The 16340-nt window shown below is 60.6% G+C and carries 17 protein-coding genes; 10 read left to right on the top strand and 7 right to left on the bottom strand.

The features are described 5' to 3' along the window. Positions 1 to 232 precede the first annotated feature (232 nt). Entirely contained in the window at positions 233 to 613 is a 381-nt protein-coding gene (locus tag PPGU16_RS39425; RefSeq protein WP_180727532.1) for a hypothetical protein, read from the top strand. Positions 614 to 659: 46 nt separating this feature from the next. Here PPGU16_RS39425 and PPGU16_RS39420 read toward each other — a convergent pair whose 3' ends face one another. After that, the gene (locus PPGU16_RS39420) at positions 660 to 941 is read right to left on the bottom strand and encodes a hypothetical protein (RefSeq protein ID WP_180727531.1); all 282 of its coding nucleotides are present in this window, start codon (positions 939 to 941) and stop codon (positions 660 to 662) included. Between the two features lie 179 nt (positions 942 to 1120). On the opposite strand from PPGU16_RS39420, the gene PPGU16_RS39415 reads away from it, so the two are divergent. From PPGU16_RS39415 to PPGU16_RS39375, 9 genes are all read left to right on the top strand, one after another. Then, positions 1121 to 1465 (top strand): GreA/GreB family elongation factor, encoded by a 345-nt coding sequence (locus PPGU16_RS39415; protein ID WP_243460800.1) that lies wholly within the window; start codon positions 1121 to 1123, stop codon positions 1463 to 1465. A gap of 447 nt (positions 1466 to 1912) precedes the next feature. Further along, positions 1913 to 2410: a phasin family protein gene (locus PPGU16_RS39410; protein ID WP_243460799.1), complete on the top strand. Its 498-nt coding sequence runs from the start codon at positions 1913 to 1915 to the stop codon at positions 2408 to 2410. Between the two features lie 229 nt (positions 2411 to 2639). Further along, the gene (locus PPGU16_RS39405) at positions 2640 to 2864 is read left to right on the top strand and encodes a hypothetical protein (RefSeq protein ID WP_180727530.1); all 225 of its coding nucleotides are present in this window, start codon (positions 2640 to 2642) and stop codon (positions 2862 to 2864) included. After that, entirely contained in the window at positions 2854 to 3087 is a 234-nt protein-coding gene (locus PPGU16_RS39400; RefSeq protein ID WP_180727529.1) for a hypothetical protein, read from the top strand. The genes PPGU16_RS39405 and PPGU16_RS39400 overlap by 11 nt, the downstream gene beginning before the upstream one ends. Before the next feature lie 478 nt (positions 3088 to 3565). Further along, on the top strand, positions 3566 to 4108 hold the full coding sequence (locus PPGU16_RS39395; protein ID WP_180727528.1) for a DinB family protein: 543 nt from the start codon (positions 3566 to 3568) through the stop codon (positions 4106 to 4108). 378 nt (positions 4109 to 4486) lie between these two features. Continuing rightward, positions 4487 to 5785, top strand: a complete 1299-nt coding sequence (locus PPGU16_RS39390) for an ATP citrate lyase citrate-binding domain-containing protein (protein ID WP_180727527.1) — start codon at positions 4487 to 4489, stop codon at positions 5783 to 5785. Between the two features lie 10 nt (positions 5786 to 5795). Beyond that, entirely contained in the window at positions 5796 to 8495 is a 2700-nt protein-coding gene (locus tag PPGU16_RS39385) for a CoA-binding protein (RefSeq protein WP_180727526.1), read from the top strand. Positions 8496 to 8691: 196 nt separating this feature from the next. Then, complete coding sequence (locus tag PPGU16_RS39380; protein WP_180727525.1) at positions 8692 to 9990, top strand: MFS transporter; 1299 nt, start codon at positions 8692 to 8694, stop codon at positions 9988 to 9990. Positions 9991 to 10045: 55 nt separating this feature from the next. Continuing rightward, positions 10046 to 10828 (top strand): substrate-binding domain-containing protein, encoded by a 783-nt coding sequence (locus tag PPGU16_RS39375; RefSeq protein WP_180727524.1) that lies wholly within the window; start codon positions 10046 to 10048, stop codon positions 10826 to 10828. A 24-nt stretch (positions 10829 to 10852) separates the two neighbouring features. Here the strand turns inward: PPGU16_RS39375 and dctA are convergent, their stop codons facing one another. The 6 genes from dctA to PPGU16_RS42840 all read right to left on the bottom strand — a co-directional run bounded on the left by dctA (position 10853) and on the right by PPGU16_RS42840 (position 15432). After that, positions 10853 to 12154, bottom strand: coding sequence for a C4-dicarboxylate transporter DctA (gene dctA / locus PPGU16_RS39370; protein WP_180727523.1), 1302 nt, complete (start codon positions 12152 to 12154; stop codon positions 10853 to 10855). Then, entirely contained in the window at positions 12151 to 13119 is a 969-nt protein-coding gene (locus PPGU16_RS39365; protein ID WP_180727522.1) for a LysR family transcriptional regulator, read from the bottom strand. The genes dctA and PPGU16_RS39365 overlap by 4 nt, the downstream gene beginning before the upstream one ends. Positions 13120 to 13246: 127 nt before the next feature. Next, positions 13247 to 13981 (bottom strand): IS6 family transposase, encoded by a 735-nt coding sequence (locus tag PPGU16_RS39360; protein ID WP_180727521.1) that lies wholly within the window; start codon positions 13979 to 13981, stop codon positions 13247 to 13249. A gap of 162 nt (positions 13982 to 14143) precedes the next feature. Beyond that, positions 14144 to 14725 (bottom strand): sensor histidine kinase, encoded by a 582-nt coding sequence (locus PPGU16_RS42850; protein ID WP_243460798.1) that lies wholly within the window; start codon positions 14723 to 14725, stop codon positions 14144 to 14146. 54 nt (positions 14726 to 14779) lie between these two features. Next, positions 14780 to 15190 (bottom strand): hypothetical protein, encoded by a 411-nt coding sequence (locus PPGU16_RS42845; protein WP_224029927.1) that lies wholly within the window; start codon positions 15188 to 15190, stop codon positions 14780 to 14782. 77 nt (positions 15191 to 15267) lie between these two features. Beyond that, positions 15268 to 15432 carry a hypothetical protein gene (locus PPGU16_RS42840; RefSeq protein WP_224029926.1) on the bottom strand — a complete coding sequence of 55 codons (165 nt, stop codon included), beginning with the start codon at positions 15430 to 15432 and terminating at the stop codon, positions 15268 to 15270. Positions 15433 to 16340 lie beyond the last annotated feature (908 nt).

The following is a 16340-nucleotide window of genomic DNA, read 5'->3' as shown; positions in this document are numbered from 1 at the left end:
TGCCCGGCTCTTCGCTTAACACACTACAGCGAAGGCCGCGGCCCCCTACCTCAGCTGGCCACCTACGACCCCACGGTTGCGTCTTTCCTTCAGGATGCCGCGACCTGAGGTGCTGCCTGCACGCGCGTGGGCGAACGACGCATTCCACCAGATCCTCGTGGCGCTCGAACGTGCGGCCGTTCGTCGCATGTCCTAGACGCGACAAGGTCTGTTGCGAGCAACTGGGGAAACCATGGAAACGCAAACCAAATGTTCAAACGAAGCGTTGGAGCCTGGTGCAACACCCGCCATTCCCATCACTTGCCGGCTTGTTGATACGCCGGCCGGCGGTTTGCAAACGGAGCGCACTGAACCGCTGAACTGTTGCGCTGAATACAAAGGCTACCGCCTGAATGCCTGTGCGAGGCCGACGTCTAGCGAACTGTATGCCGCCGATCTGGTGATTGGGCGCCCTGGATTTCCATCACGTCACTTTCGCGCCCTGGACCACTTCTACGACGGGCGGCAGGCCCTGCGTTATGCAACCAGATGGGGAAGAATCTGGGTCGACCATCACTTGACGAAAAACACCGGCAACGTCAGTCGTCAGGACAATCGCGCGCGACAGTCTTGAAGCTTCACTCGACAACAAAGGAACATATTTCGTTATGCATACTATATCAAGGTGCAGAAGTGACGCGACATTGCGTTTCGTTGTCAGGCATCCTTCTGTCAAAACGGCGGCGCTTCTGCACTGGCTGGGAATGCCGGAACCGACACAGGACGCGAGTTTCAGGGAAGTCACCCAGCGTTTCAGCCCCCTGATGCAGGTTGTTTTCGCGGATGAGCGTCCCGGCGCGTTTGTCAACCGGAAGGTCGTGCGCGAAGTTATCCAGTCCGGCGTAATTGACCGCCTCGTCTTCTTCGATGATTCGTGGCTGGACGTATGGAATGACAGTCATTGCGCGGACATCTGTAATCTGTATTCCTGCCGGAGGCACACTTGTCACTTGCCAGAACCTCTTCACCCATGACTGTGAATGCACATGCCGAAGTCCCGCCGACTCTTTCGGAACCCGACGTGGGTCGCCTCAGGGCATGTGTGCTGCTGCCAACGGTGTCGGCCCAGCAGCGCGCGTCGGTGGAAGCACTCGAATCAACAGCCGTAGTTGTCGACCACACCGAGATTCCACCGGACGTCGTCACGATGAACACAACCGTCCAATGCACAACGGTCGACGGCGCTCACGCACATACGTGGACGCTGGTCTATCCGGACGAGGAGGACTACCTGCGAGGGCGACTGTCCGTGCTGTCACCTACCGGCATCGCGTTATTCGGTGCGCGGCGCGGCCAGACCGTGGTATGCCGGCCGCCGCGCGGCGTGCCGATCCGATATGTCATCAGAGAAATCCTGTTGGAGCCGGAGAGCCGACGCAGGGCATGGCCCCGTGAGTCAGATTCAGATATCGCGCCTCAAGACTGACGGAGGGCCGATATGCGTGGTGCGAACGCGATATTTTTTCGCACGAGGATGATTCAGATAAACGGAGAGACAGACATGTTGAGCCCCCATTAATTCGCCATCTTGATGTTAGTCAATGCAACGGCCGACCAGATCGACCCGACCCGCGAAGAGCTTGGCACGTTGCCGATGCGTCAACTTGTTGCATTCGAACAGTTCGCGTCCGGACGTCAGCGTCCCCGCCTTACCTGCGCGGGCGACTCCGTGCTTCAAGCCATGGTGCGAATACGTTGAGCAGGATCCGCCGACGCCAGGTTATCCCGGAACCATGCTACCGAACGCTTCACCAGCACCGGCACTCGTGCAAATCGATGGATGTAACTGCACATGCAGCGCACCTCGTCGGCCCAGTCACCCCATCCATCGCACGGCCCTAAGCCGCCGCCGGATCACCCCCGAAGGAGAGACATGATGCTGTCCCGCGAACAGATTGCTGCAACCCGAAAAGCGTACCTCGACAACCTTTTCAACCTGACCAACGGAATCGTCGAGGGTGCCGATAAGCTGGCCAGGCTGAACATGGAGGCGACCCGGTCAACGCTGGCCGGTCAGCTCGACCGGACGCAGAAGGCGCTTGCCGTCAGGGAACCACAGGAATGGCTGCGGCTGCATGACAGACTTGCTGCGCCGACGGCAGAGAAGGTCCAGACTCGGAACCGCCAGCTTTTCGAGATCGCAGCGTCGATCCACGTCGACTTCATGATGCGGTTCGCGCAGGCGCAGTGGGAAGCGTATGGCCACCGGGTCAGAACACTGGCGGAGGACGTCGCGAAAAACCGCGCCCGTGGGCTCCGGGTCCGCTGTAGCCGCACTCAATTCCGATCACCGCCACCCGCAAGCTGTACGAAACCCTGCAGGAAACCGGTCGGCAGGCGGTCGAGGTCACCCGAAGCAGCTTCGATGTAACGGCGATGGCCGTTCCAGGAACCGCCCGGCGCACGATCGGGCCAGGGAACGAGGCGACGAAGTGATGACCACGATACCGGCACCACGGACATGGTGCTGAACCTGCGCGTATTGACCAGCAGGAGCTGGTGAATGAATGACACGCAAGATTGCCAGAGCGTTTAATGACGCTGCCGACACCCGAGCGAACGGCTGACGGGTCGTCGCCGGGTGTGGGAAGGAGGTGAAGATGCACGAAAGCTGGGTAAGCATGTTGATGGGTCTCGCGGTACTGCTGTTTGCAGTCGTTTTCATGGTCGGCCATTATCGGCTGGAGCATCGGCGGGCACAGCTGCCGAGGCAGATGGACCGCACGTATCACGGGCACCGCCCTCGCAACCGCCGCTCTATGTGCGATCCGGCCGACCCGCAGAACAACAACACGAATGCCACCGGGAAAGCCTATGAACGTTGACCACCATCTGGCGCGGGAACTGGCGCATATCCGCGTCATGATCGCCCAACTCGAACACCTGGTTCGTGAAGACGATGCACGCTGGACGAGCCTGGTGACGACACCAGACTACTGGCGCGCCAGGATCAATGAGATTCTGGCGACGGGCCTTCCGCCTGCGCTCGAACCACCGATTCGCGCACTGCTGGCGAGACTCGACACCATCCGTGCTTCGCGCAGTTGAAGTCGGCCGACCGCGACGATATTCCTTGTACCCGCCTGAACGGGAAGTCCGACTGACTGAACAAGGGAACTGCCAGACGCCGCGGCGGCGCATCACCTTCCCGATGTGAGTGTGATCTGGGGGGAGTCTTCATATTTGTTCTGCATGCACGCCGTCAATCCAGTGTGGAGACGGCCATGGCAACACCGTGGATTCGCTATCTTGCGATCCACAAAGTCTTCTGCTGTATAATCTGTATACAGTGCATTCACATTGTTTGAGGACGGGCTGGATCCGGCCGGTGCGTCGCCTCCGACGCATTGCAATGGCACGCGAAGGCCGCATGCAGGCGCCGTTCAGTCAGGCAGTGAAAATTCGAGACACCATTGTGGACGACTCGTCGAACGCGCGGGAGTCGATGCGTGAACAGTTGCCCGGCGCGTGTCGCGCGGCGCTGGACGTGCTAAACGATGCGAGTAAATAGTCGAGGAATACAGCCATGCTCAACACGCAAACCGCCCGCATGTTTTCCCGGTATAAAAACTGGGCAGACGACGTCCTGTACGATTCCATCGAAGCATTGCCGCCCGATGAAGTCCTCAAAATCCGGCAGACGTTGTTCAGGACGATGATCGGCACGCTAAACCATATGTACGTGATCGATCTGATCTGGAAGGCGCACCTCGAACGCAAGGAGCACGGCTTCACGACACGTAACGTAATCGTGCACGCCAATCTGGGCGATCTGCGCCGCGCAAATCAGGACATGAACGCGTGGTTCGAGCATTGGGCCGACGCGCAGTCCGACGCGTCGCTGGCTGAAGAACTGTCGTTCGCGTTTATATCCGGGGAACGTTCGACGATGTCGCGTGGCGCGATGTTTATGCATCTCGTGAACCACGCTTCGTACCATCGCGGGTGGGTTTGCGAAATGTTCTTCGACGTTCCCGCGAAGCCGCCCGCTACCGATCTGCCGGTTTTTCTCATGTATCACCCTGAATCCGGCTTCTCGCACGCTTCGCGCGATTGCGCGAAAACGTAATCCTCGCTTCCGCACCACCGTGCTGCCTCGCCTTCCGGCATTGATAACATTTGAACATCAATGCTTCGAAAAATTGCACTTATCGTTTAGGGCGTCTTGAGCAAATATCGATTCTCAAGACGTTCATAACACGCATCGACTGAGAACGCATCGGAGACAGGCGCGAAGCGCAGACGAGCGCTTTGCCGCAATCAAGTGCAGGCCCGCCGCCTACCGTCGCCGACGCACATCTCGACTGATCCACTCCGCTATGTGAATCCTGCCGCCGCTTTCGAGCGCGTCCACGGCAGCGGAGCAACTCGCCCGCCGCAGCGAGCCGAACGAATACCTGGTACCTGCTTCATTCGTCATTTCTTTTAAGTTCAGGAGACACTTCACATGCAGATCACCGGAATGTTGCATGGCGCACGCCTGCTGCAATTTGTTGGCTTTCCGTCCAGCGAGGTGCTGGGCCCCGGCGCCAGCGAGGAAGAGATCAAGTCACTCATCGACCGACACGGTCAGATATTCGTCAAACCGGTGTTCAAGGGCGGCGTGGGCAAGAAAGGCAAAGCCGGCCTGCTCGGCCGCGCGACTGATCTCAAGACGGCGCTCGCGGAAAAGGAACGGCTCTACTTTGCGGAGCACGTTGTGGGTCATGTGAGGGCAAAGGCGAACGGCGTCACATTCGAAGCGGGTGTACCCGCCAAACACGAAGTCTACTTTTCGATCACCGATTCCACGCGCTTTCGCGCTCCCACCATGACGCTGTCGCACATGGGCGGAATGGACATCGAGGAGGTCGATCCAAAGTACGTCGCGATGGTGCCGTTCGACGCGCTGACCGGACTGAAGGCGTTCGTCGTCGCGAATGCGCTGAGCGAGATCGGCGCGCCGCGTGAAATCATCTCGCCGCTCGTGCAGCAATTACCGAAGCTCTGGGAACTCTTCCATGATTTCGGCATGACAACGCTCGAACTGAACCCGATCCGCATGCGCGAAGATAAAAAGGGGCGTCTCACGCCCATGGCATGCGACTTCAAGTGCGGATTCGATCGCGACGATCCGCGTTTCTCGCGGCTCGGTCTCCCGCCCCATCTCTTCGCCGCAGACTACTCGGATTTCGAGCAGGAGATCAATCAGCTTCGCACGCACCAGGGACAAAGCGATGTGTACGTGATCAACGATAAGGGAACCATCCTCGCGCCCACCTTCGGCGGCGGCGCGAACTCGCTCGTCACGGAAATGCTGGGCGACGCGGCCATCATCTCGTCGGACTTCGGCGGCAATCCTCCGTACGAGAAGATGAAGGAAGTGGCGCGCATCTGCTTCCGGCACTGGCTCAAGCAGTCAAACGTGCTATTCATCATCGGCGGCAAGTCGAACAACACAGACATCTACGAAACCTTGCGCGCGATGGCCGATGCGCTGCGCGAGCACTTCAGCGAGCACGGTCCGACACCGCTCTATGTCGTGCTCGGACGCGGCGGTCCCAACCTGGTGCGCGGCATGTCCACACTACGCGACACCTGCGATTCGCTCGGCGTGCCTTACCGCCTCTTCGGTTTCGACTCCGACATCAGCGAAGTAATCCAGTACGCACGCAAGGCCGATGCATGGATGCAGGCGGGTGGACGCTCGCAGGTCGCGGCGCGCATCGGCGCACGCGACGCTCAATCGCAAATGGCATCGGCCTGAGGAGATCGACATGCACAAACAAAGCAACAGCCACTTCAAATACTTCGTCGGGGTACAGTCGCTGGCGGACATCGCTACCCGTGAAGATCGCGTCTGCGTGCTCAATATCCTGGGCGGCGAGTCGTCCGATGTGACGCCGGTGAGTCACGCCTTCTCGGGCGCGAATGTGGTGTTCGGCACGGCGCCCGGCAAAGGCGGACAGGTGCTCGCAACGCCCGTGGGCGACATTCCTGTCTTCAACAATGTGCGAGAGGGTCTGGAAGCCGGCCATCGGTTCGACTGCGGCGTCGTGTATCTGCCGCCTTCCGCCGCGCGCGACGGCGTGGCCGAGCTGATCCGCGTGAATCCGGATCTGCGCAAGATCTTCATCATTACGGAGAAGATTGCCGTGCACGACGCGCGCGAGATCCGCGCGATGGGGCAGCAGGCGGGTATCGACATCTTCGGCGCAAACGGGCTGGGCGTCGCGGACTCATGGCAGCGCGTGCGGATCGGCGGTGCGCTCGGCGGTGACGATCCGGGCGCCACACTGCGGCAGGGATCGATCGCGATCTTCTCGAACTCCGGCGGCTTCAGCACCACGATCGCACAGTATCTTCGCATGAGTGGCTGGGGCACATCGACCGTCATTTCCAGCGGAAAGGATGTCTACATCCACTATGCCGCGCCAGAATTCGCGTTTGCCCTTGCCAACGACGCGCGCAGCAAGGCCGCCGTGCTGTATTGCGAGCCCGGCGGATACTATGAGGCCGACGCGCACTTCAACAAGCCCGTGGTCGCGTGCGTAGTGGGCCGCTGGAAAAGCCGCCTCACGCGCGCAGTCGGACATGCGGGCGCGATGGCGGGCGGCGCCGACGATGCGCTCGCGAAGGAACGCTGGTTCAAGGAGAAGTTCGGCGTCGAACGGCTCTTCACGCCCGACGATCCGTGCTGCTCGGCGAAGGGCGCGGTGGTGACGAACATCGCCCATATCCCTGCCGCGCTCACGGCGGTGATGCGCGCGAACGCAACGATGCCCGACTTCGAGCCCGAAGGTAGCCTCGCGCTCAAGCCGTGGTTCGGCTCTGATCAGGGGCTCGATCTGCCCGACGATCTCGCGCTTGCAGTCGTGAGAGCGGTAGCCCCGTATGACGAACAGGTCGCGCGGGTGAATGACCAGATCGGGGCGATCCCGCCTCGGCAGCCGCTGAAAGACGCCTCGGGCGCCTCGCAGATGGATGCAAGGACTCAGGTCAGCAGCCTGCACGGCGTATCGATGCTCGAAGCGGCGACGCATTCCTTCGAAGCGAACGTGTGCCTCGCGCTGTTGCACGAGTTCGGCGGCGCAAACGACGAGAAGCTGATCGACGTCGCGGTCGGCGCGGCAGTGAACCTGTACGGCACGCCTGAACTGGCGGCGGCGCAAGCGGCGCGAGAAGCAGGTAACGCACCCAACGCGGTGCTCGCCGCCGCAGCGGCGATCGTCGGGCCGAACCGCCAGCGCGCGGCGCGCGAGGCAGCCAGGCTCATGATCGACCGGTTCGCCGCTGCGAAACTCGCGGACGCGTTCGATCGCGAGTTCGACGTCGACGCGATAGACACTGAGGGCAGCGCGATACTTTTCTCCGACGGACCCGACGCGAAGGCGCAAGCTATGCTCGCTGGGCTCGCCGCACGCGGCGTGAGTTCGGCATTCGTGCGGTGGGTTGCCAACGGCCCGGGGTATCCGTGCGCGGACGCCGTGCTCGCGGCGATCACGACGACACTCGCCTGGGGCCCGCTCATGCGCAAGCGCATCTCGCGTCTGACAGCGGAGAACCTGCCATGGTGGACGAAGCTCTTCGGCACGCTGATCGGCGCCTCGGCGGACGCGTCGCGCCACCATCCTGACAGCTTCTGCGATCTTTCCACCGAAGCATTGCTCGGCGAACGCTCGCTTACGGAAGTGGCGTTCGCGGCGCTGCTCGGCCTGACGCCATCTGATGACGACCTGTTCGCATTCAGCACGCTAACCGGATTGCTGCTCACGAACGGACCCGGCGCGATCTCGGCGCAGGGCGCGAAGGGCGCGGTGTCCGCTGACGGCCCCGAATCGCCCGAACGCGTGCAGTTGAACAAAGCGCTGACAGGCTTTCTCACGCACACCGGCTATACGCACGGCGGCAACGGCTATGAAGGAATAGCGTTTCTCAACGAGGCGTTTCGCGACAGCGGCCTCGACGATCCTGCCAACGCGCAACACGGCGTTGACCTCGACGCGCTCGCGCGGCGTTCCGTCGAACACTATGCACAGTACAAGGCCCGTCAGAAGCATGGGGGCAGTCTCGACATCGCCAAACTGCCGGGCGTGAATCACCCGGTGTTCAAGGACAAGCCGGTCAATCACGATCCGCGCGAGGTGTTCATCGCCGGACTTTACGAGGGGCGAGACGAGTACAACGCGTTTCATGCGTACTACCGCGCGCTGGTAAAGGCACTGTTCGACGCGGGTGTCTCGCGCACCGTCTACTGCGTCAACGTCGACGCTGTGATCGCCGCGCTGCTTTTGAAGATGCTGTGGCAGCCGCTTAGACGCGGCGACATCAGCGAGGCGGATCTCGAAACCGCAGCGTTCACGATCTTTCTGTATCCGCGCATGCTGGGCTGTGCCGCGGAAATCGACGATCACCTCAACCGTGGTCGCAATATGGACACGCGTACACCTGCTTCGCAGTGTCGCTTCGTGGCCTGATAGTTGGCATCTGAAGCGCCGCCGGGCGCTGGTTCAACCCTGACGCACGGCGGACTCAGACGTAATGTGGATTGATAACGTTACGACATCAATCGTTCAGAAAATTGCACTTATCGTTTGTGCGGCCAAGAGCCACCATATGCGAAATGAAAAAGAGCGGATGGCCGCATATTTGGGAATTTCAGGAGACACATTGATGCACCCCTCACACTCCACCCTGTCACCGGGGCATTCAAAGGCCGCAGCAGTCTTCCGGGTAACGGCCGGAAACTTTCTGGAGCAGTTCGACTTTTTTCTGTTCGGCTTCTATGCCACACAAATCGCCAACGTCTTTTTTCCCTCCGGGAGCGAATTTGCATCGTTGATGATGACATTCGCTGTTTTTGGCGCAGGTTTTCTCATGCGCCCGCTGGGCGCCGTCGTGCTCGGTGCGTACATCGACGACGTCGGCCGTCGCAAGGGTCTCATTGTCACGCTCTCCATCATGGCAAGCGGCACTATCCTGATTGCGTTCGTACCCGGCTACACGACGATCGGCCTTCTGGCTCCAGTGCTGGTGCTCGTTGGCCGGCTGCTGCAGGGCTTCTCGGCAGGCGCGGAACTGGGTGGCGTGTCGGTGTATCTCGCCGAAATGGCTACGCCCGGCCGTAAGGGCTTCTTCACGAGCTGGCAGTCCGCGAGCCAGCAGGTAGCGATCGTCGTGGCTGCGGCCCTCGGCTTCGCGTTGAACCAGTCGCTGGACGCCACGGCCATTGCCGCGTGGGGATGGCGAGTTCCCTTTTTCGTCGGCTGCATGATCGTGCCGTTCATCTTCATGCTGCGTCGCAATCTCGAAGAAACGCAGGAATTCAAGGCGCGCCAGCATCGCCCGAGCATGAGCGAAGTGTTCCGCACGCTGGTCCAGAACTGGCCCATCGTGATCGCTGGCATGATGCTGGTAGCGATGACTACCGCGAGCTTCTATCTCATCACGGTGTACGCGCCGACCTTCGGCAAGACGGTCCTCCATTTGAGCACTGCGGACAGTCTGCTCGTGACCCTGTGTGTCGCCGTGTCGAACTTCATCTGGCTCCCGGTCGGCGGAGCGCTCTCCGACAGGATAGGCCGCCGGCCGCTTCTCGTCGGCATGACGTTACTTGCCATCGCGACCGCCTACCCGGCGCTATCGCTGCTCGCGCACGCACCGAGCTTCGTCAACATGCTGCTCGCGCTCCTGTGGCTCTCGTTCATGTACGGCATCTATAACGGCGCGATGGTCGTCGCACTGACGGAAGTGATGCCGGTTCAGGTACGCGTTGCGGGCTTTTCTCTCGCCTATAGCCTCGCGACAGCGGTGTTCGGAGGATTCACGCCAGCTATTTCGACAGCGCTCATTCACATGACGGGCGACAAGGCCGCACCTGGTTACTGGATGAGCTTCGCCGCAGCGTGCGCGCTTGTGGCGACGTTCGCACTCTATCGCAGGCGCGCAGCGACGCTGACGCCGGCTCACTAACACGCATCTCGTTGCACGGTGCATCTATTACCTGTCATATGACACGACTCCAATCATGAAAAATCTGCTTCTAAAATTATGTGCGATGGCGCTCGTGGCAACCTCGGCTGCCGCGGCAAATGCGCAGGCCGCCGACCTGCACATCATGAGCTCCGGCGGTTTTACCGCCGCGTACAAGGTGCTCGGCCCCAGGTTCGCGTCCGAAACGGGCAACACGCTCGACACCGCGCTGGGTCCGTCGATGGGCAAATCGCCTGAAGCGATCCCCAACAGGCTCGCGCGCGGCGAGCCCGCGGACGCGGTCATCATGGTTGGCTATGCACTTGACGAGTTGATCAAGGAGGGCAAGGTGGTCCCCGGATCCCGGGTCGAGCTGGCCGATTCGCGAATCGGCATGGTCGTGCGCGAAGGCGCGGCGAAACCCGATATCAGTTCGGAAGATGGACTCCGGCAGACGCTGCTGCATGCGAAGTCGATCGCGTACTCGGACAGCGCGAGCGGCGTCTACATCGAGCGCGAGTTGTTCAGGAAACTCGGCATCGAGGAGCAGGTCAAGTCGAAAGCGAAGATGATTCCGCGAATCCCCGTAGCCTCGGTGGTGGCAAACGGAGACTACGAAATCGGCTTCCAGCAGGTGAGCGAATTGCTGCCCGTCAAGGGCGCAACCTTCGTCGGCAAAATTCCCGAGTCGTTGCAATCGGTGACGCGTTTCGCTGCCGGCATTCCCGTCGGTGCGCAGCACCCGAAGGAAGCGAAAGCCCTACTCGACTATCTCGCGTCACCCGGTGTGCAGGCGGATGTGAAAACCACCGGGCTCGATAGCGTCTCCGCTCACTGAAAACAGCCTCGGGCATCCTTCGTGTCACCTTCCCGGGGCATTCTGCGCGGGCTCTTCCGCGCCGTCCGGCGCTGCTTCTCCGAGCACCCGCGCGAGACGCGTGCGATCGCAGGCACCTTCCCATATCGAAACGAAGATCACTGCGCAGGCGTTGCTGATCACGCTCGTCAGGGCGCGTGCCTCGGACATGAAGCGGTCGATGCCCACAAGCAGCGCCACCCCGGCGACGGGCAGATCGGGAATCACCGTCAGCGTCGCGACGAGCGCGACGAGCCCGCTGCCCGATACGCCGGCCGCGCCCTTTGACGTCAGCAGCATGACTGCAAGCATCGTGGCGATTTGCAGCGCGGAAAGCGGCACGTCGCATGCCTGCGCAATGAACATCGAAGCGAGCGTCAGATAGATCGCGGTCCCGTCGAGATTGAACGAATAGCCCGCGGGCAACACGAGCCCCACTACGCCCTTGTCGCAGCCGAGCGCCTCCAGCTTTGCGATCAGGCGCGGCAGGACCGGCTCCGTCGATGACGTCGCCAGAACGATGAGCAACTCCTCGCGCATGTAGCGCAAGAGCCGCCAAAGCGCAAAACCGTGCAGACGCGCAAGCGGAGCGAGAATGAGCGCGATGAACAGCGCGCATGCCACGTAGAAGGACACCATCAACATCCCGAGCGAGCCGACCGAGCGAATGCCGAAGCGGCCCACCGTGAAAGCCATCGCGCCGAATGCGCCGAGGGGAGCAAGTCGCATGATCATCGCGAGGATGCGGAACAGGATCTGAGCGATGCCGTCGGTGAACGCGAGCACCGGCCTCCCCAACTTCGGATAGGCATTCAGCGAAAAGCCGAACAGCAGCGAGAGCAGCAGCACTGGCAACACCTCGCCCTTGTCGAAGGCGCCAAGCATCGTCTCGGGGATGAGGCTCATTGCGAACGCGACGACGCCGCGCGGATGCGGGTCCTTCACGTATTGAGCGAGGATACTCACGTCCAGATGGGCGGCGTCGATGTGCATACCCGCACCGGGTCGCAACACGAAGGCCGTGACAAGTCCGAGCGCGAGCGCTGCGGCAGTCAGAAGATAAAACAGCGCCAGCGCCTGAAAAATCGTCCGGCCGATTGCCTTTCCGCTCGCAAGCGACGTAATCCCCGAGACGATCGTGCAGAAGACGATCGGCGCAATCATCATCCTCACGAGACGAATGAACCCGTCGCTCAAGGGCTTGAGTAGCGGGCCCGCTTGCGGCAAGAAGTGGCCGAGTGCGATTCCGAGCACCATGGCCAGTACAACTTGTACATAGAGCAAGCGAAGCGGTCTTGCCAACTTCACGATGGGGTCTTCCTGCCTGGCCGCTTTTTCAGCGGCGCATCATTGTCTGATCTGTCAGCACTTGCGGCGGCACCGTACCTCATCTCGACAATCGTTTTGTGGAACTCCTGGGCGGCCGGTGTCAGCGGGCGCCCTCGACGCCTCAAGATTCCCACGCGCCGATTCACCACCGGTTCGACTAGCGGTACGCTCGTGAGGATGTGATGATTGCGTCCCGGCATGGCCATGGACGGCACGGCGGCGACTCCGAGCCCCGCCTCGACCAGACCGAGCATGGTTGTGACATGGCGCGTCTCGCAGATGCTCGGTGCGCGCGGCGCCACGGCCGATAGCGCCTGATCGAGCAGCAGCCGGTTGCCGGAAGTCTTGTCCACCGAAACATACTCGTACTCGTAAAGCTCGTTCCACGTCACGCGCTTCCTGCGTGCGAGCGGGTGATCCCGGCGACAAGCGGCGACAAAGCGCTCCTGCAGCAGCACCTTGAACTCGACGTCGGGTTCCTGGCTTCCCATAAAGCTCACGCCAAAGTCGGCCTCTCCGCTGATGACCGCGGCAAGGACTTCGTTGGCGCTAGAATCCAGAATCTTGACCCTGATGCGCGGAAAGCGGCGATGATAGCTCGCGACGGCGCCTGGCAGGAAATAGTAGGCCACCGAAGGTACGCACGCGATGGTCACATGACCCAATCTGCTCGAAGAAACATCTCGTATCCCGAGCAACGCGACGTCGAGGTCGTCGAGCAGCTGTTCGGCACTCGGTGCGAAAACGCGACCGACGGTGGTGAGCGTGACGCTGCGCGTGGTGCGTTCGAAGAGACGCACGCCGAGCGCCTCTTCGAGCTTGTCGATCCGGCGGCTCAAGGCTGGTTGCGAAATGTTTACCGCCTCGGCGGCCTTGCGGAAGCTTCCCAGTTCCACTACCGCTCTAAATGCCTGCAGGTCGTTCAAGTCGAAGTTGATGCCCACGTGCAATCCTCCGCATTCTAGATGCCGTATTTTGCACGATCCTGTGCCGCGCGCCTTTCGAAGAGGTCTGAACGGCTTTGTCAACTTGCCGAGAGTGAGGCGGCAGGGCGGCAGATACGACTACTGGTCAGAAAGCAGTCGACGGATTTTGGACGAGTTCGGCGAATTCACGCCATGCAACGAATCGGGCTGCAAGTTGTTTGCGATAGAGTGAAGCGCGTAGCAGATGCCGCTTGAGCGCGAAATGTTGCCGGAGCAGTCCGAAGCACGAGAGAAATTTCCGTGTGCGTTTCGGGTCGCGATAGCCGCGCATGCGCCGCTCGCGCTCACGTGTCGGTTGATGGCTATTCTCTGCGCGGTTGTTCAGCCGAGCTGCCGCTTTGACGAACACGTGCTTCACATTCGCAAGCGCCGGAATCTCGGCTTTTGCCGCCGGATAGCTGCGCAACTGATCAGTGACGATCTTGCGCGGCACCGGGCTCGAACGCCGCACACGCTTGAAGAAGCGTTTGGCCGCGGCCTTATCGCGCCGCTTTTGCAGCAGGATGTCGAGTTCGGCGCCATGCTCGTCGACCGCGCGCCACAACAGGTACGGTTCGCCACGCAGCGTGACGAACATTTCGTCGAGGTGCCACGTGCTACCCGGCTTGCGTCGTGCCGCTTTGACCCGGCGAGCGAAATCCTCGCCAAACTTATCGCACCAACATCGGATTGTCTCGAATGTCACGATCACACCGCGCTCGGAGAGCAGCTCCTCGACGTCGCGCAAGCTCAACCGAAAGCGGAAATACCAGCGCACAGCGCAACTGATAACCTCGATTGGGAAACGGTGACCGTGATAGAGCGATTTCGATTTCTTCATCACGCCATCTTACGTGACTGGCCCAACTACCTGACAACGCCGACACAGGTAGAGCAGCGCCAGGCCTGAATGCTCGCAACCGTCAAAATCCACAAAATCAAAGGCACGGCATGGGTCAGTGGGCAACCCTGACCGTCGCGCATGTCAACATGACTGTTGCGATCAATCCGCTTTGACCGTCGCGCCGGTTTTCAAGGAAAATCGAACCACCATGTTTCGCAACAGGGGACTGCGCGATCGACAACCGAGGCCGCTGCCTTCGACAGTTTCGGCAGCTAACCCGAAGAAGGGGTTGAATACCCGGTCGAGCGCGTCTTCCGGAACACCCGGTCCCGTATCGGTGATACGGATGACGGCATTCGCATCATCCGCAAACACATCGATATCCACGCATCCATTCAGGGGCGTATAGCGCAAAGCATTCTCGACCAGATTTCGCACTGCGATACGTAGCTCCTCCGCGTTTGCGCTTACAAGTGCGGCGTCGTACCGCTTGCCCCCCAGGTCGATCGAGCGCCCGTACGCGACCGGCAGCAGATCGGCTATGAGCGTGCGAACTATCTCACGTACATCAAGTACCTTGACCGTTGCGTCCGGACTGCGCTGCGCATCGGCGCGGGCCAGCTCGAGAAGTTGCCGGATCATCGACGCCGCGCGCACAGCCACTTCGCGCAGTTCACGTAACCGTTCGCTGCGCACGATCGGATCGTGCGCGTTCTCGAGATTATCGATACCCAGTTGCAACGCGGCAATCGGAGTTCGTAGTTCATGCGCAGCATCGGCGATGAAACGTTTCTCTCAATCGATGCCGACCTGCAAGCGCGCAATCATAAGGTTGATCGAATCAGCGAAGGGCCGGACTTCAGCCGGAACGTGCGATATATCAAGAGGCGCAAGGCGGTCGATGTCAATCGATTCCGCGTCAGTACCCGCACGTTTTAATGAGGTAAATGCAGCTTCGACGATCAGCGGGATCGCAATCCATACGAGCACGATCAGGAAAACTGTCGGCATCAGACTTTCAAGCGCCGCACGCCCTGCCGTCTGTTCGCGAAACGAAATGGGCTGGCCAACCTGATACGTCAAGCCCTCTGCGGCTTTTCTCAGAGTGTAAAGGCAGTAGCGATGACCGTTGATCCGCTCGACCGAAAACCGGCTCGACGCATCCCGGTCGAATGTCACCTCGGGGTCGGTATTGTCGGTCGGCACAGAGCGGCCCCGCTTCCATATTTGCTCGACGAAACCATCGATTGAATGCTGTGGCGGACCGTTGGCCCCAATCGTCCCTACCTCGCCAGCGGAGAGCCAGCCGCTGCGCCTTGCAGATGCTGGTCGAGCAGTTCATCCATGTGTCTCATCGAAAGCCAGTACGACGCGCATGCATGGGCGGTACCGACGACAGCGAACAGCACGACAAGTGTTCCGATTATCTGACTCTTCAGTGATCTCATGCCCTTGCTCCGATATGTGCCGGCTGACCCCGCCCTTCCAGGTCATTCGACTCCCATCCCCGATGGGCAACGACGTTCGGAGAACTCCGCATGGCGAATTCATGGCAGAGATACCGGGAAAGAGTTCAATCTGCCAGTCGCCTATCGCCCTTTGCTTGCGTTCCGCGGTGGCAAGCTCCAGGCTCGCCCTGACGTGCCCAAGCGTACGCCACGACAGTTAGATGAAAATTAGCGACGCCTGTGGAAAACGCCAGGTTGCGGCGAGCGGACACGCTCGCATCCGGACACCGGGCTGCGCGCAACGTCATGTTGCAAGGAGCATCAAGCGCCGAGTCCAGGACGTCGCTACGCCCGTGCGCCATTGACGACCCGATGCTAGACCAACAGATTCTGGCGGTAAGCCCGCCCGCCGCCAGACCTGACACGCTGCGACGTTCCTGGGAATTCCACATATCCCGTGCGCCGGTCCAGAATGTGAAATTCAGGCATGCTGTGACATATTTCTGGCAGAGACATTCGGTCGAACATGCCCTTGCCTTCCGGATCCACGCACGATGTGTCTGCGCTCCAGTGTGCATGCCGAGCGCTGCTTGTCAGTTATGCGGCCTCAGTTTTTTTGCCACTGGTCTGTGTAATTGTTTATGGTGGCGTTGACTATAGAAGGCGACTGGACGATGCCAACGCAAGACTGCTTCTGCTTTCGCGCGCCGCACAGGAAAATGCATCGAGAGTGTTTGAACTGAATGCGGCCCTGACGGCGCGCACGCTGGGTCTGCCTGCAACGAGACAAGAGAAGCAATTCGGCAACGCGAACCGCAGATTCATGAGTGGCTCGCAGCGTTCGTTGACGGCCTGCCACAGGTAGTTTCATTGTCCATTTTCGGATGCGGTGGAGATCTGATCGTCAG

Origin of the sequence: Paraburkholderia largidicola, assembly GCF_013426895.1 — a bacterium.
GTDB classification, from domain to species: Bacteria; Pseudomonadota; Gammaproteobacteria; order Burkholderiales; family Burkholderiaceae; genus Paraburkholderia; species Paraburkholderia largidicola.
Note: the sequence above shows the minus strand (reverse complement) of the source record. Positions and strands in the feature narration are given on the sequence as shown.